Origin of the sequence: Micromonospora sp. NPDC002717 (assembly GCF_040295705.1) — a bacterium.
Lineage (GTDB): Bacteria > Actinomycetota > Actinomycetes > Mycobacteriales > Micromonosporaceae > Micromonospora.
Window position 1 is genome coordinate 481990 of sequence record NZ_JBEOVW010000002.1, and the last position, 23255, is coordinate 505244.

Annotated in this window: 19 protein-coding genes and 1 pseudogene; 14 read left to right on the top strand and 6 right to left on the bottom strand. The window is 74.9% G+C overall.

Features of this window, described 5'->3' with window-relative positions; translation table 11 throughout:
* Positions 1-33: 33 nt before the first annotated feature.
* The gene (locus ABT006_RS06320; protein WP_350685901.1) at positions 34-1617 is read right to left on the bottom strand and encodes an acyl-CoA mutase large subunit family protein; all 1584 of its coding nucleotides are present in this window, start codon (positions 1615-1617) and stop codon (positions 34-36) included.
* Between the two features lie 206 nt (positions 1618-1823).
* Here ABT006_RS06320 and ABT006_RS06325 point away from each other — a divergent pair, with 206 nt between their 5' ends.
* Positions 1824-3977, top strand: coding sequence for a serine/threonine-protein kinase (locus ABT006_RS06325; protein ID WP_350703516.1), 2154 nt, complete (start codon positions 1824-1826; stop codon positions 3975-3977).
* A 47-nt stretch (positions 3978-4024) separates the two neighbouring features.
* Positions 4025-5749 (top strand): phospho-sugar mutase, encoded by a 1725-nt coding sequence (locus tag ABT006_RS06330; protein WP_350703518.1) that lies wholly within the window; start codon positions 4025-4027, stop codon positions 5747-5749.
* A 174-nt stretch (positions 5750-5923) separates the two neighbouring features.
* On the opposite strand, the gene ABT006_RS06335 is transcribed toward ABT006_RS06330, so the two are convergent.
* The 4 genes from ABT006_RS06335 to upp all read right to left on the bottom strand — a co-directional run bounded on the left by ABT006_RS06335 (position 5924) and on the right by upp (position 9192).
* Positions 5924-6601 carry a GOLPH3/VPS74 family protein gene (locus tag ABT006_RS06335; protein ID WP_350703520.1) on the bottom strand — a complete coding sequence of 226 codons (678 nt, stop codon included), beginning with the start codon at positions 6599-6601 and terminating at the stop codon, positions 5924-5926.
* Between the two features lie 145 nt (positions 6602-6746).
* Positions 6747-7808: a CU044_5270 family protein gene (locus tag ABT006_RS06340; protein ID WP_350703521.1), complete on the bottom strand. Its 1062-nt coding sequence runs from the start codon at positions 7806-7808 to the stop codon at positions 6747-6749.
* Positions 7801-8331 (bottom strand): RNA polymerase sigma factor, encoded by a 531-nt coding sequence (locus ABT006_RS06345; RefSeq protein WP_350703523.1) that lies wholly within the window; start codon positions 8329-8331, stop codon positions 7801-7803. The genes ABT006_RS06340 and ABT006_RS06345 overlap by 8 nt, the downstream gene beginning before the upstream one ends.
* A 228-nt stretch (positions 8332-8559) precedes the next feature.
* Positions 8560-9192: a uracil phosphoribosyltransferase gene (upp, locus tag ABT006_RS06350; protein WP_334558303.1), complete on the bottom strand. Its 633-nt coding sequence runs from the start codon at positions 9190-9192 to the stop codon at positions 8560-8562.
* A 134-nt stretch (positions 9193-9326) separates the two neighbouring features.
* Here upp and deoC point away from each other — a divergent pair, with 134 nt between their 5' ends.
* From deoC to ABT006_RS06400, 10 genes are all read left to right on the top strand, one after another.
* Positions 9327-10286, top strand: a complete 960-nt coding sequence (gene deoC / locus ABT006_RS06355) for a deoxyribose-phosphate aldolase (RefSeq protein ID WP_350703525.1) — start codon at positions 9327-9329, stop codon at positions 10284-10286.
* Between the two features lie 6 nt (positions 10287-10292).
* Positions 10293-11723 (top strand): aldehyde dehydrogenase family protein, encoded by a 1431-nt coding sequence (locus ABT006_RS06360; protein WP_350703527.1) that lies wholly within the window; start codon positions 10293-10295, stop codon positions 11721-11723.
* Positions 11716-12540, top strand: coding sequence for an aldehyde dehydrogenase family protein (locus ABT006_RS06365; RefSeq protein ID WP_350703529.1), 825 nt, complete (start codon positions 11716-11718; stop codon positions 12538-12540). Before ABT006_RS06360 ends, ABT006_RS06365 begins: the two co-directional genes overlap by 8 nt.
* A 202-nt stretch (positions 12541-12742) precedes the next feature.
* Positions 12743-13207: a BlaI/MecI/CopY family transcriptional regulator gene (locus tag ABT006_RS06370; RefSeq protein WP_350703530.1), complete on the top strand. Its 465-nt coding sequence runs from the start codon at positions 12743-12745 to the stop codon at positions 13205-13207.
* A 10-nt stretch (positions 13208-13217) separates the two neighbouring features.
* A complete protein-coding gene (locus tag ABT006_RS06375) occupies positions 13218-14120 on the top strand; it encodes a M56 family metallopeptidase (RefSeq protein ID WP_350703532.1) in 903 nt (300 codons plus the stop codon).
* 136 nt (positions 14121-14256) lie between these two features.
* Complete coding sequence (locus ABT006_RS06380) at positions 14257-15507, top strand: cytochrome ubiquinol oxidase subunit I (protein WP_350703534.1); 1251 nt, start codon at positions 14257-14259, stop codon at positions 15505-15507.
* Between the two features lie 9 nt (positions 15508-15516).
* Positions 15517-16524: a cytochrome d ubiquinol oxidase subunit II gene (gene cydB / locus ABT006_RS06385; protein WP_350703535.1), complete on the top strand. Its 1008-nt coding sequence runs from the start codon at positions 15517-15519 to the stop codon at positions 16522-16524.
* On the top strand, positions 16521-18200 hold the full coding sequence (gene cydD, locus ABT006_RS06390) for a thiol reductant ABC exporter subunit CydD (RefSeq protein WP_350703537.1): 1680 nt from the start codon (positions 16521-16523) through the stop codon (positions 18198-18200). The genes cydB and cydD overlap by 4 nt, the downstream gene beginning before the upstream one ends.
* On the top strand, positions 18197-19978 hold the full coding sequence (gene cydC / locus ABT006_RS06395) for a thiol reductant ABC exporter subunit CydC (protein WP_350703539.1): 1782 nt from the start codon (positions 18197-18199) through the stop codon (positions 19976-19978). The genes cydD and cydC overlap by 4 nt, the downstream gene beginning before the upstream one ends.
* 91 nt (positions 19979-20069) lie before the next feature.
* Entirely contained in the window at positions 20070-20738 is a 669-nt protein-coding gene (locus ABT006_RS06400; RefSeq protein ID WP_350703541.1) for a permease prefix domain 1-containing protein, read from the top strand.
* A gap of 74 nt (positions 20739-20812) precedes the next feature.
* Here ABT006_RS06400 and ABT006_RS06405 read toward each other — a convergent pair whose 3' ends face one another.
* Complete coding sequence (locus ABT006_RS06405) at positions 20813-21154, bottom strand: PadR family transcriptional regulator (RefSeq protein ID WP_350703543.1); 342 nt, start codon at positions 21152-21154, stop codon at positions 20813-20815.
* A 117-nt stretch (positions 21155-21271) separates the two neighbouring features.
* Between ABT006_RS06405 and ABT006_RS06410 the strand changes: the two genes are divergently transcribed.
* Together ABT006_RS06410 and ABT006_RS06415 are read left to right on the top strand one after the other, a co-directional pair.
* Positions 21272-22210 carry a SatS C-terminal domain-containing protein gene (locus tag ABT006_RS06410; RefSeq protein WP_350703545.1) on the top strand — a complete coding sequence of 313 codons (939 nt, stop codon included), beginning with the start codon at positions 21272-21274 and terminating at the stop codon, positions 22208-22210.
* 40 nt (positions 22211-22250) lie between these two features.
* Positions 22251-23255, top strand: a pseudogene (locus ABT006_RS06415) (transposase); the annotation flags it as partial.

The following is a 23255-nucleotide window of genomic DNA, read 5'->3' on the forward strand; positions in this document are numbered from 1 at the left end:
GGAACGGCCGACGGCCGGTCAGGTCGGAAGCGTTCAGAAGCGGTCGGCCGGGCGGTGCAACCCCCACACCTGGCGCAGGGTGCCGCAGACCTCGCCGACGGTGGCGCGGGCCCGCAGCGCCTCCTTCATCGGGTAGAGCACGTTCTCCGTGCCCTCGGCGGCGGCGCGCAGCTCCGCCAGCGCCCGCTCGACCGCGCCCGCGTCCCGCTCGGCGCGCAGTCGGGCCAGCCGCTCGGCCTGCGCCGCCTCGATCGCCGGGTCGACCCGCAGCGGCTCGTACGGCTCCTCCTCGTCGATGGCGAACCGGTTGAGGCCCACCACCACCCGCTCGCCGGAGTCGATCTCCTGCGCGATCCGGTACGCGGACTGCTCGATCTCCCGCTTCTGGAAGCCCGCCTCGATGGCGTCGACCGCCGAACCGTGGTCGAAGACCCGGTCCATCAGCTCGGTCGCCGCCGCCTCGATCTCGGCGGTCATCGCCTCCACCACGTACGAGCCGGCGAAGGGGTCGACGGTGGCGGTCAGGTCGGTCTCGTACGCCAGCACCTGCTGGGTGCGCAGCGCCAGCCGGGCCGCCTTCTCGGTGGGCAGCGCGATGGCCTCGTCGAAGCTGTTGGTGTGCAGCGACTGCGTGCCGCCGAGCACCGCGCCGAGCCCCTGCACCGCCACCCGGACCAGGTTCACCTCGGGCTGCTGGGCGGTGAGCTGCACGCCCGCCGTCTGGGTGTGGAAGCGCAGCATCATCGACTTCGGGTCCTTGGCGCCGAAGTCGTCGCGCATCAGCCGGGCCCAGATCCGCCGGGCGGCCCGGAACTTCGCCACCTCCTCCAGCAGCGTGGTGCGGGCGACGAAGAAGAACGACAACCGGGGTGCGAAGTCGTCCACGGCCAGCCCCGCCGCGAGCGCGGCCCGGACGTACTCGACGCCGTTGGCCAGGGTGAACGCGATCTCCTGCGCGGGCGTCGCGCCGGCCTCGGCCATGTGGTAGCCGGAGATGGAGATGGTGTTCCACTTCGGCACCTCCTTGCGGCAGTAGCCGAAGGTGTCGGCGACCAGCCGCAGCGAGGGCTTCGGCGGGAAGATGTACGTCCCCCGGGCGATGTACTCCTTGAGGATGTCGTTCTGGATCGTGCCGTTCAGCGCCGTGCCGGGGACGCCGTTCTCCTCGGCCACGAGCTGGTAGAGCAGGAGCAGCACCGAGCCGGGCGCGTTGATGGTCATCGACGTGGAGACCTTGTCCAGCGGGATGCCGTCGAAGAGCAGCCGCATGTCCTCGATCGAGTCGATGGCCACCCCGACCTTGCCCACCTCGCCGTGCGCGATCGGGTCGTCGGAGTCGTAGCCCATCTGCGTCGGCAGGTCGAAGGCGACCGAGAGGCCCATCGTGCCGGCCCGCAACAACTGGTGGTACCGCGCGTTGGACTCGGTGGCGGTGCCGAAGCCGGCGTACTGGCGCATCGTCCAGGGGCGGGAGGTGTACATGGTGGGGTAGACCCCCCGCGTGTACGGGAACTCGCCCGGGCCGCCCAGCCGGGAGTCCAGGTCCTCCGGAAGGTCGGCGGCCGTGTAGACGCCCTTGATCGGGAAACCGGACTCGCTTGACCGCCGTTCGCTCATTAGCGGATGGTAGGACGCGCGACGGCGTCGGCGGGTGAGGGATAGCGCACACCCGACCCGTGGACATCGACGAGAGGTGAACGTCAGGGCACGTATGGTCCAGTTCGGTAAACGTCCGTCGCGTCGGGTTTCGCATCGGGCGTCGGAACCAGCAAGATAGGGGAGTTGTGTCCCAGCCCCCCTCGATTTCCCCCGGTGGCTTTTCTGTGACTCAGATCCCGACGTGGAGCGGCGGACCAGTCAGTCCCCCCAACGGACGCGCGACCCCCGGCACGACCATCGGTGGTCGTTACTCGCTGCGTTCCGCGGTGGGCAACGGCGGCATGGGCACGGTCTGGCGTGCCACAGACACGCTCCTGCGGCGGGACGTCGCCGTCAAGGAGGTCGTCCTGCCCCCGGGTCTGGCCCCCAGCGACCGCGACGCCATGTACGAGCGCACCCTGCGCGAGGCCCGCGCGGCGGCCGCGATCCAGCACCCGGCCGTCGTGCAGGTCTACGACGTGGTCACCGAGGGCGGCCGACCCTGGATCGTGATGGAGCTGCTCGACGCCCGCAGCCTCGCCGACATGGTGATCGAGGACGGGCCGGTCGCGCAGCGGGTGGTCGCCAAGATCGGCATAGCGCTGCTCGGCGCGCTGGAGGTGGCGCACGCGATCGGCGTGCTGCACCGCGACGTCAAGCCGGCCAACGTCCTGATCTGCGCCGACGGCCGCTGCGTGCTGACCGACTTCGGCGTGGCCCGGATGCCCACCGACGTGCAGCTCACCACCCCCGGGATGGTGCTCGGCTCGCCGCACTTCATCTCCCCGGAGCGGGCGATGGGCCAGGAGTTCGGCCCGCCGAGCGACCTGTTCTCGCTGGGCGTCACGCTCTACACGGCGGTGGAGGGGCGGCCCCCGTTCGACAAGGGCGACCCGATCGAGACCATGCACGCGGTGGTCGAGGACCCGCCCGCCCCGCCGCAGCGCAGCGGGCCGCTGACCCGGGTGCTGATGGGCCTGCTGGAGAAGGACCCGGCCCGCCGCCTCGACGTGCACACCGCCCGGGCGATGCTGCGCGAGCTGCTCGCCGGCCCGCTGACCAGCAACGCCGCCGCGGTGAACTCGATGACCGACCCGTACTCGGTCGTGCCGGTGCAGCAGCGGCCGCTGCCCGCCCCGCCGGCCGCCCAGCCCGAGCAGCCGAAGCCGACCGGGCAGATCGGCGGCCGGGCGATGCTCAACCCCGGCGAGTCGCTCACCGACCGGCTGGCCGCGCTGCGCCGGGGCGAGCGCCCCGCGCAGGCCGCCCTCCCCGCCAGCCCCACCGCGATGGAGGACACCAGCGCCGACGCGCTGGCCGGGCCGCTGCACACCCCCACCGGCGCGATGCCGGCCCCGGTCACCCCCACGCCGGCCGGCCGCACCTACGGCGGCCCCGAGGCCACGCCGCAGGTCGCCGGCTCCGACGCCACCCAGCAGCTGCGCACCAACGCGGCCGGCCTGGTCGGGTTCGGCGGGCAGCCGGACGCCACCCAGCGGATGGGGACCGGCGCGCCCGCCTTCGGGCAGCCGGACGCCACCCAGCGGGTGGGCGTGGGCGCCCCCGTCTTCGGCGGCCCGCCGGAGGCCACGCAGCACCTCGGCGGCACGTACGGCGGGGGCCAGTGGTCGGTGCCGGGCACCGGGCAGCCCTGGGCGACCCCCGCCACCGCGCCGGCCGCGGGCGGTCCCGGCGGCGGGCTCGGCGGCCGGGTGGGCGCGATCGGCAACCAGGTCGTCGGCACCGTCAAGGGCTGGCCCCGCAAGGTGCAGCTCGCCGCCGCCGGCGGCCTGGCCGTGGTGCTGCTGATCGGGGCGGTCGTCCTGTTCACCGGCGGCGACGACGCGCCGACCGTCCCGCAGGCCGCCCCGACCACGGCGGCCCCGGCCGGCGCGCCCGAGATGAAGGAGCACTCCGGCAAGGGCGTGCGGGTCATGGTGCCGCAGGGCTGGGAGCGCAAGAGCGCCGGCAACTGGGTCGACTACGTCGACCCGGAGGACGAGGGCCGCAAGGTGCGGATCCTCGTGGAGGACTTCCGCACCACCTCGATCCGCTGGGCCGAGGTCGCCGAGGACGGTCTGAAGAACCGCTCCAAGTCCTGCGCGAAGCCGTACGCCCAGCTCGCCATGAACGAGATGGAGTGGGTCGGCAAGCAGGCGGCCGAGTTCGAGTACACCTGCGGCGAGGGCGAGGCCAAGCGGCACGGCGTCTGGCGCGGCGTGGTCCACGACGGCAAGTCGTACTCGTTCTACCTCACCTCCACCGACGCCAAGTTCGCCGAGAGCAAGCCGATCTTCGACGAGATGGTGAAGACGTTCCAGCTCACCGACGCCGGCTGATCGCAGGGGAAGACAAGCGGTGATCCGCCGGCGTGCTATCAAGAGGCATGCCGGCGGAAACCACTGACATCGACGACATTCGCGAGCAAGCACGGCGCTGGCTCGACGACGACCCCGACCCGGCCAGCCGGGACGAGCTGCGGGCGGTGCTCGACCGCCTGCCGGCGAGCGCCCCGGAGCTGGCCGACCGGTTCGCCGGCCCGTTGACCTTCGGCACCGCCGGGCTACGCGGCCCGCTGCGCGCCGGTCCGAACGGGATGAACCTCGCGGTGGTCACCCAGGCCGCCGCCGGGCTGGTCGCCTGGCTCGCGGCCCAGGGCGGCACCGGCCCGCTGGTGATCGGGTACGACGCCCGGCACGGCTCCCGGCAGTTCGCCGAGCGGACGGCCCAGGTCGCCACCGGCGCGGGGCGCCCGGCGCTGCTGCTCCCCCGCCCGCTGCCCACCCCGGTGCTCGCGTACGCGGTGCGGCACCTCGGGGCGGTCGCCGGGGTGATGGTGACCGCCAGCCACAACCCGCCGCAGGACAACGGCTACAAGGTCTACCTCGGCGCGGAGCTGGGCGGGGCGCTCGGGGCGGGCGCGCAGATCGTGCCGCCGGCCGACGCCGGCATCGAGGCCGCGATCCGGTCGGTCGGCCCGCTGGCCGAGGTGCCGCTCGGCCCGGCCGGGCAGGTGCTCGGCGACGACCTGGTGGCCTCCTACGTGGAGCGGGCCACTGCGGTGATCGACCCGGACGGGCCGCGCGAGCTGGCCGTGGCGTACACGCCGCTGCACGGGGTGGGGGCGGCGGTGCTCACCGCGGCCTTCGCCCGGGCCGGCTTCCCGGTGCCGGGGGTGGTGCCCGAGCAGGCGGAGCCGGACCCGGCGTTCCCGACCGTCTCCTTCCCCAACCCCGAGGAGCCGGGGGCGGTGGACCGGCTGGTCGCCCTCGCCGAGTCGACCGGCGCGGACATCGCCATCGCCAACGACCCGGACGCGGACCGCTGCGCGGTGGTCGTCCGGGACACCGGCCCGGCGGCGAGCGCCCGCGGCGAGGTCGCCGGTCCCACGGAGCCGGCCGCCGACCGGCCCGGCTGGCGGATGCTGCGCGGTGACGAGGTGGGCGTGCTGCTGGCCGACCACCTGATGCGGCGCGGCGTCACCGGCCTGTACGCCACCACGATCGTGTCGTCGTCCCTGCTGCGGGCCATGTGCGCCGCCCGGGGCCTGCCCTACGACGAGACGCTGACCGGGTTCAAGTGGATCGTGCGGGCCGGCGGCGGGGCCGAACCGCTGGTCTACGGCTACGAGGAGGCGCTCGGCTACTGCGTCGCCCCGGAGCACGTCCGCGACAAGGACGGCATCACCGCCGCGCTGACGGTGGCCGAGCTGGCCGCCGGGCTGAAGACGCAGGGACGCACCCTGACCGACCGGCTGGACGAGCTGGCCGCCGAGTTCGGCGTGCACCACACCGACCAGCTCTCGGTGCGGGTGGACGACCTGCGGGTGATCGCCGACGCCATGGCCCGGATCCGCGCCGCGACGCCGACCGCGCTGCTCGGCCACCCGGTCACGGAGGCGCAGGACCTGCTCCCCGAGGCGGACGTGGTGATCCTGCGCACCGGGGCCGCGCGGGTGGTGATCCGGCCGTCCGGCACCGAGCCGAAGCTGAAGGCGTACCTGGAGGTGGTGGAGCCGGTGGCGGACGGCGACGTCGCCGCGGCCCGCGCCCGGGCCGCGGAGGCCGTCGCGGCCCTCCGCGCGGAGATCGCGGCCGCTCTCGGTCTCTGATCGGGCTTCCGGGCACCCGCCCCTGCGCCCTTTGCTCTGCTTCACCGACGCGACGGAAACGCACCACCCGTGTTGCGTGGGTTGAAGCAGAGCGAAGGGGCCGGGGGTGGTGTCGGATCGGGGCGTGCGCGTGGCGTCAGCGGCGCGGGCAGCGCCGCTGGCGTGCGCGTCGTGTCAGCGGCGCGGGCCGAGGGCGGCGTCCACCGCGCTGCCCAGGGCGGCCACGACCAGGCCCACCGAGGGGCGGACGACCGAGTCGTCGAGGCTGACGTTGCCGGAGAAGCCGGCTCCGCCGGCGATCTCCTCCAGGCGGCGGCGGGCCTCCCCTGCCGCGTCGCCGGTCAGGCCCAGGGCCGGCTCCATCCGCAGCACCGCGACCAGGGTGGCCAGGGCGGCGGTCCGCTCGTCGGGGAGCTGCCCGTCGGCCAGCGCCTCGGCGAGCCGGCGCCGGGTGTCCGCCTCGACGGCGGGATCCACCGTCGGGTAGCGGTGCACGTGGATGAAGCCCAGCTCGGTCTCGTCGACGTCCCGCACCACGCCCTGGGTGCACAGGGCGTCGAGGATCTTGTCGCGCAGGCCGTGCCGCAGCCGCTGCACCCAGGACGACGGGCTGTGCGGGGTGTCGGCGGCGATGCGGGCGAGGACCCCGTCGACGAGCGGCTCGCCGGTGGGCGTCGGGTCGGCCACCGTCAGGGCCCCCTCGGAGTAGACGATCCGCCCGGCCAGGGCCAGTTCGATCAGTACCGCGGCGGCCATTCCCAGGTCGAGGCTGATCCGCGGCATGGTCGCCTTGCCGGTCTCGTCGTCGTACGCGAGGAGAAGCAGCTCTTCGGCGAGAGCAACACCAGTCATGGCCGGAGACGCTAGCGGGTGCGCGCATTCCGCGCACCCACTCGACGTCGATGGCGCGCCGCCGCGTCCGTGCGCCTCGCCGTCGCCGCAGGCCGGGGCGGTCGGGGCCACGCGCCCCGACCGCCCCGGCGGGGCGGACGGTCGGTCAGCTCACCGTGTCGGTGCGACGGGCGTCGAGCATGAGCAGGTAGTGCAGCACGCGGCGCATCGGGGCCGTCTCCAGGTATTCGTACGCGAGCAGTTCGCCGGTCGACGGGTGGAAGACCAGCAGCATCTGCGCCCGCTGCGGGGTCTGCCCCGACGGTGGGACGAGGTCGGCGGTGACGGCCACGCCCTGGCGGCCGGCCCGGTCGACGACCCGGCCGCGCCACACGAAGCCGGGCTTCTCCGCCAGGATGGTGAGGAGGTCGGCCCGGGTCCGCCGCGGCACCAGGTAGCTGCTGTAGAGGTGGTACGTGCGCATGGCCAGCTCGCCCGCCGGCTTCCCGGTCCCGAGCCAGCGCGCGAGTTCCGCCCGGTCGGCCGGCAACGGCCTGCCCTCCGGGGCGCGTGGGATCTCCTGGATCCCCTGCGGCGGCCTGGTGGCCGAGGGGTTGGCACTGCGCGGCTGTGGCCGTGTGGAGAAGTATTCCCGGGACGCCGCGTCGGGGAACTCGACGTCCAGGGGCTTGGCGTCCTGCCAGCGGCGGCCGTCGTCCGCCACCCATTCACGGCGTTCCTGCACGAAGCTCATCATGTGGCCCTCGGGCGACATCATCGCCGCGCCACCCCAGGACTTGGTGTGGTGGTACGAGTAGCGGCCGGCGGCGCCTTCGTGTGGTGCGTCCACGATGCGCGCGGCGAGCGCCCGCAGGTGCCGCCCGGCCGGTTCGGCGGCGGCGATCTCGTAGGACACCGGCTGAAGCACGGTCCCGGCGACCGGCTGCGCGGGTGCCGGGGTGACGGGCACGGGCCCGTCCCGCAGCACCTGCGCCACCCCGGCGGAGCCGAGCGCGGCAACCGCGGCGGCTGCGCCGACCAGCACGGTGCGCCGGGGCGCGGCCCGCCGTACCGGCCCGGCCGGAATGGCGGTCGCGTCCTCCGCGCGGAGGATCAGGTCGCGGGCGGTGAGGGGCGACGGCGGTACGACGGCGTCGCGCGCCGGGTCGGCCGGGCCCAGAAGATCCCGGATCTGCTGCTTGGTGTGCATGGTGCTCCTCTCAGACATGGGCGGACGCCGGCCGGGCGTCGCGGGCGGGGGTGGGGGCGGCCAGGGCGGAGCGCAGTCGGCGCCGGGCCCGGTAGAGCCGCACGGCGGCGGCGGACCGGGTACAGCCCAGTACGACGGCGGCATCGGCGACGCTCAGGTCCTCCCAGCCGACCAGCCGGAGGATCTCCTGGTCGGCTTCGGGCAGCGTGCGCAGCGCCCGGTGCAGGTCGAGCACCGGCGCGACGGCGTCGGGCTCGACGACTCGTGCCGGTACGTGGTCCGCCTCGGCGAGCGGGAGCAGGCTCGGACCGTCGCGCCGGGACCGCCACCGGTTCGCCACCACGTGACGCGCGACTGCGTAGAGCCACGGAAGAGCGCGTTCGGGCACCTCGCCGCGCCGCCGCCAGACGACGACGAACACGTCCTGGGCGAGTTCGGCCGCCGCGTCGGCATCGGGAAGCCGGCGCAGGCCATACCTGACGATGTCCGGGTAGTGCGCGGCGTAGAGGCCGGTGAACCAGCCCTCGCCCCGCTCACCCACGGGTTTCACTATCGATCTCCCGACCGCAGTTCCTGACAGGGACACCAGGTATGTGTCGCGGGCGGGGCGGATCGTTACCGGCAGCCGGGGCGGAAAGGTCACCGGCCGGGGCGGGACGGCCTGTCGGCCGGGGTGGAGGGTCACCGACCGGGTGGGACGGCCTGTCGGCCGGGGCACCCGCCCCGGCGGCGCCGGGGCGGGTGGTGTGGCGTGGCGTGAGGGCTCCGCCTAGAAGCGGGGCATGCCGCCGAACTGGCGGTCGCCGGCGTCGCCGAGGCCCGGCACGATGAACATCCGGTCGTTGAGGCCCTCGTCGATCGAGGCGGTGACCAGGCGCAGCGGCAGGCCGGAGCGCTCCAGCCGCTCGATGCCGACGGGCGCGGCGAGCACGCAGAGCACGGTGATGTCGGTGCAGCCCCGGTCGGCCAGCAGCCGGCAGCAGTGCTCCAGCGAGCCGCCGGTGGCGAGCATCGGGTCGAGCACCAGCACCGGCAGGCCGCTCAGGTCCCGGGGCAGCGACTCCATGTAGGCGCGCGGCTCGTACGTCTCCTCGTCGCGGGCCAGGCCGACGAAGCCCATCGACGACTCCGGCAGCAGGCCGAGCGCGGCGTCGGCCATCCCCAGGCCGGCCCGCAGCACCGGCACCAGCAGCGGCGGGTTCGCCAGCCGGGTGCCCTCGGTGCCGGTGACGGGGGTCTGCACCGGGTACTTCTCGATCGGGAACGAGCGCGCGGCCTCGTACACCAGCATGGTGGTGAGTTCGTGCAGCGCCGCCCGGAACGAGGAGGAGTCGGTGCGCGCGTCCCGCATGGCGGTCAGCCGCGACTGGGCGAGCGGATGGTCAATGACGTGTACGTCCACGATCGCTCAACCTACCGGTCCGCCCGCGCCCGCACTGCGAGTGCGGGCGGAGCAGCGACGTCGCTCACCACCCGGATCGACCGACGGCACCGTGACCAAGATCACGCATCGGTCGGATGCGTAGACTTCGAGGTATGACGGCGACAGCGACGTCGGCCCGGTCGGAACTCTCCGAGCTGGGACGATCCGAGACCGCTCTGCGGACCTTCCTGCACGGCCTGCCCGGCGTGGACCAGGTCGGCGCGGAGCAGCGGGCGGCACAGCTCGGCACCCGCTCCATCAAGACCACCGCCAAGGCACAGGCCATCGACCTGGCGATCCGGATGGTCGACCTGACCACCCTGGAGGGGGCCGACACCCCCGGCAAGGTGCGGGCGCTGGCCGCCAAGGCGCTGCGCCCCGACCCGGCCGACCCGTCCTGCCCGCACGTCGGGGCGGTCTGCGTCTACCCCTCGATGGTCCCGCACGTCGCCGAGGTGCTGCGCGACTCGGGCGTGCACCTGGCCAGCGTGGCGACCGCGTTCCCGTCGGGTCAGGCGCCGCTGGAGGTCAAGCTCGCCGACACCCGGGCCGCCGTCGCGGCCGGCGCCGACGAGATCGACATGGTGATCAACCGGGGCGCGTTCCTGGCCGGCCGCTACAAGGAGGTCTACGACGAGATCGTGGCCACCAAGGAAGCCTGCGGGGACGCCCACCTCAAGGTGATCCTGGAGACCGGCGAGCTGGCCACGTACGACAACGTGCGCCGCGCCTCCTGGCTGGCGATGCTGGCCGGCGGCGACTTCATCAAGACCTCCACCGGCAAGGTCCCGGTGGCCGCCACCCCGCCGGTGACCCTGGTGATGCTGGAGGCGGTCCGCGACTTCCGCGCCGCCACCGGCCGGCAGGTCGGCGTGAAGCCGGCCGGCGGCATCAAGACCACCAAGGACGCGATCAAGTACCTGGTGATGGTCAACGAGACCGTCGGCGCGGACTGGCTGGACCCGGACTGGTTCCGGTTCGGCGCCTCCAGCCTGCTCAACGACCTGCTCATGCAGCGCACCAAGCTGACGACCGGCACCTACTCCGGTCCCGACTACTTCACCCTGGACTGAGAGCCGATGTTCGAATACGCACCCGCCCCCGAGTCCCGCTCGGTGGTGGACATCAAGCCCTCGTACGGGCTCTTCGTCGACGGGAAGTTCGTCGACCCGACCGACGGCGGCAGCTTCAAGTCGATCAACCCGGCCTCCGAGGAGGTGCTCGCCGAGGTCGCCGAGGCCGGCGCGCAGGACGTGGACCGCGCCGTCCGCGCCGCCCGGCAGTCGTACGAGAAGGTCTGGGGTCCGATGCCGGGCCGGGACCGGGCCAAGTACCTGTTCCGGATCGCCCGGATCATCCAGGAGCGCTCCCGCGAGCTGGCCGTGCTGGAGTCGCTGGACAACGGCAAGCCGATCAAGGAGTCCCGCGACGTCGACATCCCGCTCGTCGCGGCCCACTTCTTCTACTACGCCGGCTGGGCCGACAAGCTGGAGCACGCCGGCTTCGGGCCGAGCCCGCGCCCGCTGGGCGTGGCCGCGCAGGTCATCCCGTGGAACTTCCCGCTGCTGATGCTGGCCTGGAAGATCGCCCCGGCGCTCGCGGCCGGCAACACCGTGGTGCTGAAGCCGGCCGAGACCACCCCGCTGACCGCCCTGCTCTTCGCCGAGATCTGCCAGCAGGCCGACCTGCCCGCCGGCGTGGTCAACATCGTCACGGGCGCCGGCGACACCGGCCGCACGCTGGTCGAGCACCCGGGCGTGGACAAGGTCGCCTTCACCGGCTCGACCGAGGTGGGCCGGGCCATAGCCCGCGCGGTGGCCGGCACCCGCAAGAAGCTCACCCTGGAACTGGGCGGCAAGGCGGCCAACATCGTCTTCGACGACGCCCCGGTCGACCAGGCGGTCGAGGGCATCGTCAACGGCATCTTCTTCAACCAGGGCCACGTCTGCTGCGCCGGCTCCCGCCTGCTGGTGCAGGAGTCGGTCGCCGACCGGGTGCTGGAGTCGCTGAAGCGCCGGATGGCCCAGCTCCGGGTCGGCGACCCGCTGGACAAGAACACCGACATCGGCGCGATCAACTCCGCCGCCCAGCTCGCGCGGATCCGGGAGCTGTCCGAGGCCGGGTCCGCCGAGGGCGCCGAGCGCTGGTCGCCGCCGTGCGAGCTGCCGGAGCGCGGCTTCTGGTTCGCGCCGACGATCTTCACCGGGGTCACCCAGGCGCACCGGATCGCCCGCGAGGAGATCTTCGGCCCGGTGCTGTCCGTGCTGACGTTCCGCACCCCGGCCGAGGCCGTCGAGAAGGCCAACAACACGCCGTACGGGCTGTCGGCCGGGATCTGGACCGACAAGGGCTCCCGGATCCTGTGGATGGCCGACCGGCTGCGCGCCGGTGTGGTCTGGGCCAACACGTTCAACAAGTTCGACCCCACCTCGCCGTTCGGCGGCTACAAGGAGTCGGGCTACGGTCGCGAGGGCGGCCGGCACGGGCTGGAGGGCTACCTCAATGTCTGAGCGGGTCGCGGTACGCAAGACGTACAAGCTCTTCATCGGCGGGAAGTTCCCGCGCAGCGAGTCGGGACGGTCGTATCTCGTGCAGGACTCGAATGTCTCCCTGGCCTCCCGCAAGGACGCGCGGGACGCCGTCGTCGCCGCCCGCGCCGCCGTGAAGGGCTGGGCCGGGGCGACCGCGTACAACCGGGGTCAGATCCTCTACCGGGTGGCCGAGATGCTGGAGGGTCGGCGCGAGCAGTTCGTCGCCCTCGGCGTGCCCGGCGACGAGGTGGACGCGGCGGTCGACCGCTGGGTCTGGTACGCGGGCTGGTCCGACAAGCTGCCCCAGGTGTACGGCGGCGCCAACCCGGTCGCCGGGCCGTACTTCAACCTCTCCTCGCCGGAGCCCACCGGCGTGGTGGCGGTGGCCGCCCCGGAGCAGCCGGCGCTGCTGGGCCTGGTCAGCGTGATCGCCCCGGCGATCGTCACCGGCAACACCGTCGTGGTGGCGGCCTCGCCGGCGGCGCCGCTGGCCGCGGTGACCCTGGCCGAGGTGCTGGCCACCTCCGACCTGCCGGGCGGGGTGGTCAACATCCTGACCGGCCGCCTGTCGGAGACCGTGCCGACGCTGGCGAGCCACATGGACGTCAACGCGATCGACCTGACCGGGGTGACCGACGCCGAACTGGCGGCGGAGCTGGAGGTCAGGGCGGCGGAGAACCTGAAGCGGGTGCTCCGGCCGGCCCCGGCCGACCACGACTGGTTCGCCGACCCGGGGATCACGCGGATGACCAGCCTCCTGGAGACGAAGACGGTCTGGCACCCCAAGGGGGTGTGAGGTCGCGGTCGGCCCGCGTGGGGTTTCGGGGGGAGCCCACCCGCTCCGGGCGGTCAGGCTTGATCCCTCCGCGCGGGCTCCCCCCGAAACCCTCTTCGGCCAGGTCCGCGGGAGGGGGTCGGGCTCAGGTGTACTGCCCGGGGAGGGGCGGCTCGGGTGTGCTGGCCTGAGACGGGTCTACTACCAGGGGTAGGATTGCGGCGTGACTCGGCTTGGTGATCTCGAACGTGCGGTGATGGACGTGCTGTGGGACTCGGTCCCCGTCACGTCGGACGGGATCACCGTGCGCGAGGTGGCCGACGCGCTGGACGGCCGCGAGCTGGCGTACACCACGGTGATGACCGTGCTGGACCGGCTGGCCGGCAAGGGCATGGTGCAGCGCGAGCGGGAGGGGCGGGCCTGGCGCTACCGGGCCGCCGCCAGCCGCGAGGCGCACATCGCCCAGCTCATGCTCGACGCCCTGGACCTCGGCGGCAGCCGGGACGCCGCGCTGGTGCGCTTCGCCCACTCGGTGACCGGCACCGAGGCCGAGGTGCTGCGCGCCGCGCTGGCCGCCGAGGCCGCCGGCGGCATGCCGGCTGCTCCGGGTGAGCTGACCGACCGGGTCGAGGCGCCGACCGACCGGGTCGTCCGCCCGCCCGTCGCCGACGAGGTCGCGGACCGGTAGGGCGACGGCCGTGGCGTACGCTCTGCACTTCGCCGCGTCGATGCTGGCCTGCCTGCTGACCGCGCAGGTGCTGGCCCGCTCCACCTGGCCGTGGCGCAGCCCCCGGGTCGCGATCATCTGCTGGCAGGCGATCGGGCTGGCGCTCGGCCTCTCCGAGGTGGGCCTGCCGATCGCGGTGGGTCTGGCTCCGTACGACCGGCCGACCGGGAGCGCGCTGCTGGCCCTGGGCGGCGATCTGGTGCACGGCACCCTGCCGCCCGGGCTCGGGGCCGTCCAGCTGAGCCTGGTCGCCTTCGGCTTCGGCATCGGCGCCGTGCTGCTGACCGCGACCGTACGCACCCTGCTCCACACGGTGCGCGCCCAGCGCCGGCACCGGGACCTGCTCGCCCTGGTGGCCCGGAACGATCCGGCGGCGCCCGGCGCGCTCGTGCTCGACCACCCGAGCGCGGCGGCGTACTGCCTGCCGGGGGTGAAACCGCAGGTGGTGGTCAGCGCCGGGGCGCTCAGCCTGCTGGACCGCGCCGAGCTGGCGGCGGTGCTCAGCCACGAGCGGGCCCACGCCCAGGAACGGCACGATCTGGTGCTGCTCCCGTTCACCGCGCTCTGCCGGGCGCTGCCCTGGTTCGGCTGGGTGCGCGGGATCCACGAGCGGGTCGCGCTGCTGGTCGAGATGCGCGCCGACGACAAGGCCCGGGAGGCGCACCCCGAGGCGCTGGGCCGCGCGCTGCGCCGGTTCGCCGCAGCCGGAAGTCGGATCACTCCGGCCGGCGCCCTCGGTCTCGGCGACCGTGACCTGGACGTCCGGGTGCAGCGCCTGCTGGTCGCCGACCGGCCGCCCCGGGTGCTCGGCGCCGTCGCCCTGTCGGTGGCCACCACGCTGGCCGTCCTGCCGATCTCGCTCTTCCTCAGCTGACCCGGCGCGTCCGACGCGCCCCTCAACTACTACGCATTGTCGCACTCTTCTCTACGACAATGCGTAGTAGTCATGCGTAGGCAACCTACGTGTAGGCTCACTACGACAAGTGAGCCGACAGTACGGAGAGCCGGCCATGGACACGCTGCTCCTCGCCCGCCTGCAGTTCGCCACCACCACCTCGATCCACTTCCTGTTCGTGGTGGTCACCCTCGGCCTGGTCACCCTGCTCGTGGGGTTGCAGACCACCGCCGTGCTGACCGGCAAGCCGGTCTACGAACGGCTGACCCGCTTCTGGGGCCAGCTCTACGTGATCAACTACGTGCTCGGCATCGCCACCGGCATCGTGATGGAGTTCCAGTTCGGGCTGAACTGGAGCGGCCTGTCGCGCTACGTCGGCAACGTCTTCGGGGCGCCGCTGGCCATCGAGACGCTGGTCGCGTTCTTCCTGGAGTCGACGTTCCTCGGCATGTGGATCTTCGGCTGGCACCGGCTGCGCAAGGGCGTCCACCTCGCCCTGCTCTGGGGCGTCGCGCTCACCGCGTACGCCTCGGCGTTCTGGATCATGGTGGCCAACTCCTGGCTCCAGAACCCGGTCGGCTACGAGGTGCGCGACGGCGTCGCCCACCTCACCGACTTCACCGCGCTGCTGACCAACCCCAGCCTCGGCATGGCCTTCGCCCACGTGGTCTCCGCCGCGCTGCTGGTCGGCGGGATGCTGATGGCCGCGGTCAGCGCCTGGCACCTGATCCGGCGCACCCCGGACTACGTGCTGTTCCGCACCTCGCTGCGGATCGGCCTGGTCACCGCGGCGCTGTCGATCAGCATGGTGCAGAGCTTCGGCTTCGCCCAGTTCGGCCCGGTCGGGCAGGTGCAGCCCACGAAGTTCGGCGGGGGCCCCGCGGCGGACGCGCTGGTCGCCGACTGGACCGCGCGGTTCGGCCCCGGCGACTACAGCCCGCCCGTGCTGGCCAGCGTCGGCCTCGGCTTCATGATCCTGATCGGCTTCGGTCTCGGCCTGCTCTGGTTGCTGCTCCCCCTGCTCTGGCGGGACTGGGCCGTGCGGCTGCGCTTCCCGCTCTGGATCATCCTGCTCGCCCTGCCGCTGCCGTTCGTCGCGGTAATCCTCGGCTGGATCTCCCGCGAGGTCGGCCGCCAGCCCTGGGTCGCGTACGGGCTGCTGCCGGTGGACCGGGCGGTGTCGCCGGTCGACCCGTGGCTGATGCTCGCCTCGCTGATCGGATTCAGCCTGCTGCTCGGCGCCCTCGCCGTCACCAACTGGGTCCTGCTGGCCCGGCACGCCGCCCGGGGCGCGCACGACCCCGCCCTGGGCCGCCCGCCGCAGCAGCCGCCGGCCGACCCCCGCCCCGAGCCCGCCTTCGCCTGAGGAGACGACGTGGAACTCGCCTGGTACGCCCTGCTCGGCCTCTTCTTCGCCACCTACCTGGTGCTCGGCGGCTACGACTACGGCGTCGGCCTGCTGCTCGCCCGGGGCGCCGACCCGGCCCGCCGCCGCGCCGCCCTGAACGCCGTCGGCCCGTTCTTCCTCGGCAACGAGGTCTGGCTGGTGGCCGCCGTCGGCATCCTGTTCGGCGCCTTCCCCGTGCTGGAGGGGGAACTGCTCTCCGGCTTCTACCCGGCCGTGGTCGGCGCGCTGGCCGGGGTGATCCTCGTTACCGTCGGCGTGCAACTGCGCAGCCGCCCGGCCGGCCCACGGGCCCGCGCCGGCTGGGACCGGATCGTGGTCGTCGGCAGCCTGCTCGCCGCGCTCGGCTGGGGCGCCCTGCTGGCCGGGCTGCTCCAGGGCGTGCCGCTGCACGCCGACGGGCACGTCGCCGGCGTGACCCACCTGTTCACCCCGTTCGTGGCCGCCACCGGCCTCGCCGTCGTCGCACTGGTCGCCCTGCACGGTGCGACCTTCCTCACCCTCCGGCTGCCGGCCGCCGAGGCCGCGCCGGTCGGGCGGCTGGCCCGCCGGCTCGTCCCGGTGGCGCTCGTCGCCGTCGGCGCGGCCACCGCGCTCGGCCTGCTCTCCGCCGACGTACGCGCCGCCGCGCGGCAGCCCGCGGTGGGCGTACTGCTGCCGTTGCTGCTGGTGGCGGCGGTGCTGGCGGCCCGGGTGGCGCTCGGCCGGCGGCGGCCCGGGCTCGCCTTCGCCGCCACCGGGGCGGCCCTGGCGCTGCCGGTGGCGCTGGTCGGCGCGACCCTCTGGCCCTACGCGCTGGTCTCCACGGTCGACCCCGGCGCGTCCCTGACGGTGGCCGATGCGGCGGCGAGCGCGCCCACGCTGCGGCTGCTGGGCTGGCTGACGGTGCCGCTCCTGCCGGCCCTACTAGGCTTTCAGGCGATGTGCTGGTGGGTTTTCCGGGGACGGACCGACGGCAGGGCACCGGTGTACTGGTGAACCGCCGCCCGTTCGACCCGCGTCTGCTGCGCCGGGTCCCCGCGGCCCGGCGCGACCTCGCCGTGCTCGCGCTGCTCGGCGTGCTGGCCGCGGGGCTGGTCGTAGCGCAGGCCACCGCGCTGGCCGCCCTGCTGGCGACCGGGTTCGACGGGCGGCTGGACCGGCCCGCCCTGGCCGGCTTCGTCGCCGCGGTGGCCGCCCGCTCGCTGCTGGTCTGGGCGCAGGGCACGGTGTCGGCGCGGGTCGCGGCGACGGTCAAGGCAGCGCTGCGCGAGGAGCTGCTGGGGGCGGTCGGGCGGCAGGGCCCCGGCTGGGTCGCCGGCCAGCGCGCCGGGCAGCTCGCCACGCTGGCCGGGCGCGGGCTGGACGCGCTGGACGCCTACTTCACCGGCTACCTGCCGCAGCTCGTGCTGAGCGTCACCGTGCCGGTCGCCGTGCTGGTGCGGGTCTTCGTCGCCGACTGGAGCTCGGCGCTGATCATCGCGGCCACCCTGCCACTGATCCCGATCTTCGGCGCGCTGCTCGGCTGGCAGGCGCAGGCCGCCACCGAGCGGCAGTGGCGGCGGCTCTCCCTGCTCGGCGGGCACTTCCTCGACATGGTCGCCGGGCTGCCCACGCTGCGCGCGTTCGGCCGGGCCCGGGCGCAGACCGACGCCGTCCGCCGGATGGCCGACGGGCACCGGGTGGCGACCATGAAGACGCTGCGGATCGCGTTCCTCTCCGCCCTGGTGCTGGAACTGGTCGCCACCCTCTCGGTGGCGCTGGTCGCCGTGCCGGTGGGCGTACGCCTGCTCGGCGGCGGCCTGACCCTGCAGACCGCGCTGCTGGTGCTGCTGCTCACGCCGGAGGCGTACCTGCCGCTGCGGGCGGCCGGCAGCCGGTTCCACGCCAGCATGGAGGGCCTGACCGCGCTGGACGAGGCACTCACCCTCTCGGCCGCCGCCCCCTCGCCGGTCGCACCCGGCGGGGGCGCGGCGACGCCGGACGGCCGGGGCGAGATCCGGTTCGAGTCGGTGACCGTCGCGTACGAGCGGACCACCGCGCTGCGCGACGTCACGCTGACCATCCGGCCGGGCGAACGCGTCGCGGTCGTCGGCCCGAGCGGCGCCGGCAAGAGCACGCTGCTCGGCCTGTTGCTCGGCTTCGTGGCCCCGACCGCCGGCCGGGTCACCGTCGGCGGCGTGGACCTGGCCGGCACGGACCTGGACGCCTGGCGCCGCCAGGTCGCCTGGGTGCCGCAGCGGGCCCACCTCTTCGCCGCCTCGCTGGCCGACAACATCCGGCTCGGCGCCCCCGACACCCCGGACGCGGCCCTCGCCACCGCCGTGCGCGACGCCGCCCTGGACGACGTGGTCGCCGGGCTGCCCGACGGGCTCGCCACCGTGCTCGGCGAGCGCGGACACGGCCTGTCCAGCGGGCAGCGGCAGCGGGTCGCGCTGGCCCGCGCGTTCCTGCGGGACGCCCCGGTGGTGCTGCTCGACGAGCCGACCGCCCGGCTGGACACCGCGAGCGAGGCCGTCGTCCTCGACGCCACCCGTCGGCTGGTGGCCGGGCGGACGGCCCTGCTGGTGGCGCACCGGCCGGCGCTGCTCGCCGACGCGGACCGGATCCTGCGGATCGAGGACGGCCGGGTCACGGAGCTGACCCCGGCGGCGGCCGGGGAGGCGACCCGATGACCGACGAGCCGATGCCGCCCGGCGACTCCGCCGAGACCCGCGCCCGCTCCCCCGAGCGGACCGTGCTGCGACTGGCCCGGCCGTACCTGAACCGGCTGCTCGGCGCGGGGCTGCTCGCCGCCGCCACCGAATTCGCCGGCCTCGCCCTGATGGCCACCGCGACCTGGCTCCTGATGAGCGCCGCCGGCCGGCCCCCACTGGACCGCCTCACCGTGGCGATCGTCGCGGTCCGGGCGCTGGCGGTCGGCCGGGGGGTGCTCCGCTACACCGAGCGGCTCGCCGGGCACGACGCCGCGCTACGGCTGATCACCGACGTCCGCGCCCGGGTGTTCGCCAGCCTCGCCGCCCGGCCGACGCTCCGGCAGCGCTCGGGCGACGCCCTGAGCCGGCTCGTCTCGGACGTGGAGGCGGTTCAGGACCTGCTGCTGCGGGTGCTGGTGCCGGCCTCGGCGGCGGCCCTGGTCAGCCTGGTCGCGGTCGGCGGGGCGGCGCTCGTCTCGCCGGCCGCCGCCGGGGCGCTCGCCGTCGGGCTGCTGGTCGCCGGGGTCGCGCTGCCCGCCCTGGCCACCGCGCTGACCCGGCGCGCCGGCGCCGAACTGGCGCCGCTGCGCGGCGCGCTCGCCACCGACGCGGTCGACCTCACCCACGGCGCCGCCGACCTGGCCGCGTTCGGCGCCACCGGGCACGCGCTGGACGCGGCCGGGGAACGCGCGCGGCGCCTGGCCCGGCTGGAGCGGCGGCTCGCCGCCACCGGGTTCGCCGTCGACGCGGCCGGGGTGCTGGTGGCCGGGCTGACCGCCGGCGCGGTGGTGCTCGCCGCCTTGGCCGCGGACGTGGACGGGGTGCTGGTCGGCGTACTGGCGGTCGGCACGCTCGCCGCCGTCGAGATCGCGCTGGCGCTGGTCGGGGCCGCCCGGCAGTGGACCCAGCTCCGCACCGGCCTGACCCGGGTGGCCGCCCTGCTGGAGCAGGCGGACGAGGCGCCCACGTCCGACGGGGCGCCGGTCGGCCCCGGGCCGTACGACGTGCGGTTCGAGGAGCTGACCGTGCGCTACCGGGAGGGCGCCGCGCCCGCCCTGGACGGGCTCGACCTGGAGCTGCCGCCCGGCCGCCGGGTGGCCGTGGTCGGGCCGAGCGGCGCCGGCAAGAGCACCCTCGCCGCCGTCCTCACCGGCTCCGTACGCCCCGAGCGCGGGCGGGTCACCCTGGACGGGCGGGACCTGTCGACGTACCGGGCCGGGGAGCTGCCCCGCGCGGTCGGCGGGCTGCTCGCCGAGGCGTACGTCTTCCACGCCACCGTGCGGGACAACCTGCTGCTCGGGCGGCCCGGCGCCGACGAGGACGAACTGGCGGCGGCGACGGCGGCGGCCGGGCTGCTGGACTGGGTCCGCGCGCAGCCGGACGGCTGGGACACCGTGGTCGGCGAGGAGGGCGGTCAGCTCTCCGGCGGCCAACGGCAGCGGCTCGCGCTGGCCCGGGCGCTGCTCGCCGCGCCGGGCGTGCTGGTGCTCGACGAGCCGACCGAGGGGCTCGACCCCGCCGCCGCCGACGCGGTGCTCGCCTCCGCGCTGGCGGCCACCCCGGCCGGGCACTCCGTGCTGCTGATCAGCCACCGGCTCAGCGGGCTGGCCGACCTCGACGAGATCGTGGTGCTGGACGCCGGCCGGGTGGCCCAGCGCGGCCGGCACGCGGATCTCGTCGCGGCCCCCGGCTGGTACCGGGACCAGTGGCTGCTCCAGGAGGCCGCCGAACGCGGGTACCTGGCGCTGCGCCCCTGAGCCCGGCCCGCTCCTCCCCCGCTCCCACCTCCGGGTCGGGCCAGGGTTGCCCCGGACGCCGCCCGGCGGCCATCCGTGGCAGGGTGGTGCCATGCGGTGCGACGACGCGACCATGGTGGAGGAGCGGCTGCGGGAGCTGGACGCGCGCCTGCGCGGGCCGCGCCGGCTGAAGTCCGGCCTGCTGACCGAGGCGCGGCACGGCCTGCTGGACGCCGTCGACGCGTACCGGGAGGACGGGCTGCCGGCGGCGGAGGCCCAGCGCCGGGCGGTGGCCGAGTTCGGCTCCGCGGCGCTGCTCGCCCCGGCCTACCAGGCGGAGCTGGCGGTGGGCGCGCTGCGCGGGCTGTCGCTGCGGGTGCTCGGGCTGGCCGCGCTCGCGTTCGTCGCCGGCGACCTCACCTGGCGGGGGGCGAGCTGGAGCGACGGGCCCCGCCCGCCGGCCGGCTACCAGTTGCTGTCGGCCTCGGTGAACTGGATCTGGGCCGCCGCGTTCGTGCTGGCGGCGGTCGGGCTGCTGCTGGCCGGGGCCGGCCGGTGGGCGCTGCGCGGCAACGGCGCGATCGGCCGGGCGGTGGGCGCGGCGCTGACCGGGGTCCTCGCCCTCGGCGTGCTGGCCGGCGCGGCCCTCTTCGCGTGGTCGATCGGGCTGTGGGAGGGCGCGCTCACCTGGCCGCCGATGCTCGTCGGGGCCGTGGCGGCCGCCGCCGGCTACGTGTGGCTCGGCCGGGCCGCCCGCACCTGGCTGCTCGCCGCCCGCTGACCCCGCGGGCCGGCCGCCCCGCAGAGGTGCCCACGATCGCGGTGCCGGCCGTCGGCGGGCCGGGCGGGGCGTCGTCAGGCGGGCGCGGTGGGTGGGGCGTCGGTGTCGAGGAACCGGCCGACGGTGCTGCTGAACTCGCGCCACCCGGACCGCTCCCCGGCCAGCGCCCGCCGCCCCGCGTCGGTGAGCTGGTAGGTCCGCCGCTCGCGCCCGTTGACGGTGCTCCAGGTGCTGGCCACGTGGCCGGCCCGCTCCAGACGGCGCAGCGCCGGGTAGATGGTGCCGGTGGGCAGGTCGAGCTGGCCGTCGCTGCGGTTCCGCAGCGCCTCGATGATCGCGTAGCCGTGCATCGAGCCCTGCTCCAGCACGGCGAGCAGCAGCGCGTCGAGGTGTCCGTGCAGCGCCTGGGCCTTCATGCGTAGAGAGGCTACTTGTTGGCGGGCCGCTCCGCCACCGGGGTGCGGCCACGGTCACCCGGAGTCGCCCACTAGGGTATGTGCCCAGAGTCACTCGTCGGCGGCGCACGCCGGCGGGTGGGCAACCCGAAGCACACGGAGGTCAGCGTGGCCCGCCAGTCGCCCCAACGGCCCGACGCCGACGAGCCCGAGCTCGACGACGTGGACGACACGGCCGAGTCCGACACCGCAACCGTCTCGGCCGAGGCCGCCCGCGCCCTCTGGGACGAGCTGCGGATCGACCCGGTGGAGATCGCGCTGCCCGCCGGCACCGGCTACACGCTCCGGGCGTACCGGCCGGCGCGGGAACTGACCCCCACCGATGTCGCCGAGCGCGACCAGGACGACCCGTTCCTGGCCCGCCGCCAGGTCGTCGAGGAGGACGAGGACGACGAGACGGTCGTCATCCTCGACGAGGAGGTCGCCCAGGAGTTCGCCGAGAGCGACGAGGAGGACGGCAAGGCCCGCCGCGACACGGCCGACGACGAGGACGCCGAGGCGGCCGCCGAGGCCGAGGACGAGGCGGGCGACGAGGAGGTCCCGGTCTTCCTCAGCCACCGCGGCAAGCTGCTGCTGTTCAAGACGCCCGAGTCGCTGGTCAGTTTCATCCGTTCCGGCGCGCCCAACGACCTGTCCCAACTGGACAGTTGGGGCGAGCTGTCCGAACGGGTGGAGCCGGCCGACATCGCGCCGCTGGACGAGGACATCTACGAGCTCGACCTGGTGGTGGAGAACCTCCGCGGCGGGCACGACACCTGGGACCCGACGCTGCTCATCGAGGCCGGCGAGGTGGCCCGTGACCTGGCGTACGCGCTGCGCCTGCCCGCGGTGCTGGACATGCTCTCCGCCGGTTCCAGCCTGGACGACCTGGACGAGGCGCTGCGCGCCACGGTCGACGGCGGCGTCGGTGGGTTCTTCGGCCGTCGGCGGCTGAAGAAAATCGGGGCACAAACCGCAAGTCTGGGTTGGCGCACCATTGTCGGCAAGATCTCTGCGGTCGTGGACTGGCGCGACTGACCCTTTACGGGGAGCATCAGTCTCTGGCAGAGAAAGCCTTGTGTCCCGGGAGGAGGACGACGCCGTGGCGCTCGTGCGCGTGTACTGCGGTCTGGCCTCGGCGGATCCGGCCGACCGACCGGCTTCGGCCGGATCGGCGCTGACGTCCGCTGTGGTCGACGACGCAGGCCGTCTGCTGCATGTCTGCGAGATCGGCGACGACCCGGCTGGCTACGCCCAGCTGGTCGCGCTGCTCGTGGAGCGGTCGGGCGGGCCGAGCGGTGCGGCGATCGCCGCCGACAGCGACGACCACACGGTCACCTCGCTGCTCAGCGCCGCGGGTCGCCCCCTGGCGATCGCCGACGACGACTCCGTCGACGACTTCGCCGAGCGGTTCGCCGACGACGACTCCCTGGAGGAGATGCAGTCGCCCCCGGCCGAGCGGCGCGCCGTCGGCCTGGCCCGCGCCCTGCAGGCCGGCGCGCTCTCCGCCGTCACCCTCCCGACCCCCCGGGACCTCGCCGGATACAAGCAGGTGCTCGCCGCGCACGCCGCGCTGGCCAGCGGGCGGCACTCCGCCGCCGTCGCGCTGCGCGAGGTGCTCCGCGAGCTCTACCCGGCCGCGTTACGCGCGTACCCGGACCCGGCCGAGCCGGTCTCGCTGGCCGTCCTGGACGCGCTGCCCGAGCCGGGCATGCTCAGCGGCCGCGAGGTTCCGGTCGCTGCCGACGCGATCGCGGCGCGGCTCGCGGCCGACGGGGTCGCGGGCGCCGAGGAGCTCACCGACGCTGTGACCGCCCTGCGGGTCGCCATCAGCGAGACGCCGCGGCGCGCCACGGTCAACCGCGTCCTCACCTCCGCCGTGGCGGAGACCGTGCGGCAGGCCGTCGCCTCCGTCCGGGCGTGCGACGCCGGCTGCGAGGCCCTGGTCGGCGCGCTCAACGCCCGCACGGGCACGCCCGCCGCGGCGGCCCCCGGACGTGGGGGGGGGGGGCGGGGGGGCGGGGGGGGGGGGGGGCGGCGCCCCCCCCCCCCCCCCCCCCCCGGGGCCCCGGGGCCCCCGGGG

What these genes read in the sequence shown, in the direction of transcription:
- ABT006_RS06380 (WP_350703534.1), top strand. Translation starts at nt 14,257, where the DNA reads ATGGACACGCTGCTCCTCGCCCGCCTGCAGTTCGCCACCACCACCTCG.
- ABT006_RS06340 (WP_350703521.1), bottom strand. Translation starts at nt 7,808, where the DNA reads ATGTCTGAGAGGAGCACCATGCACACCAAGCAGCAGATCCGGGATCTT.
- ABT006_RS06335 (WP_350703520.1), bottom strand. Translation starts at nt 6,601, where the DNA reads ATGACTGGTGTTGCTCTCGCCGAAGAGCTGCTTCTCCTCGCGTACGAC.
- deoC (WP_350703525.1), top strand. Translation starts at nt 9,327, where the DNA reads ATGACGGCGACAGCGACGTCGGCCCGGTCGGAACTCTCCGAGCTGGGA.
- ABT006_RS06360 (WP_350703527.1), top strand. Translation starts at nt 10,293, where the DNA reads ATGTTCGAATACGCACCCGCCCCCGAGTCCCGCTCGGTGGTGGACATC.
- ABT006_RS06365 (WP_350703529.1), top strand. Translation starts at nt 11,716, where the DNA reads ATGTCTGAGCGGGTCGCGGTACGCAAGACGTACAAGCTCTTCATCGGC.
- ABT006_RS06330 (WP_350703518.1), top strand. Translation starts at nt 4,025, where the DNA reads ATGCCGGCGGAAACCACTGACATCGACGACATTCGCGAGCAAGCACGG.
- ABT006_RS06320 (WP_350685901.1), bottom strand. Translation starts at nt 1,617, where the DNA reads ATGAGCGAACGGCGGTCAAGCGAGTCCGGTTTCCCGATCAAGGGCGTC.
- cydC (WP_350703539.1), top strand. Translation starts at nt 18,197, where the DNA reads ATGACCGACGAGCCGATGCCGCCCGGCGACTCCGCCGAGACCCGCGCC.
- ABT006_RS06405 (WP_350703543.1), bottom strand. Translation starts at nt 21,154, where the DNA reads ATGAAGGCCCAGGCGCTGCACGGACACCTCGACGCGCTGCTGCTCGCC.
- ABT006_RS06400 (WP_350703541.1), top strand. Translation starts at nt 20,070, where the DNA reads ATGCGGTGCGACGACGCGACCATGGTGGAGGAGCGGCTGCGGGAGCTG.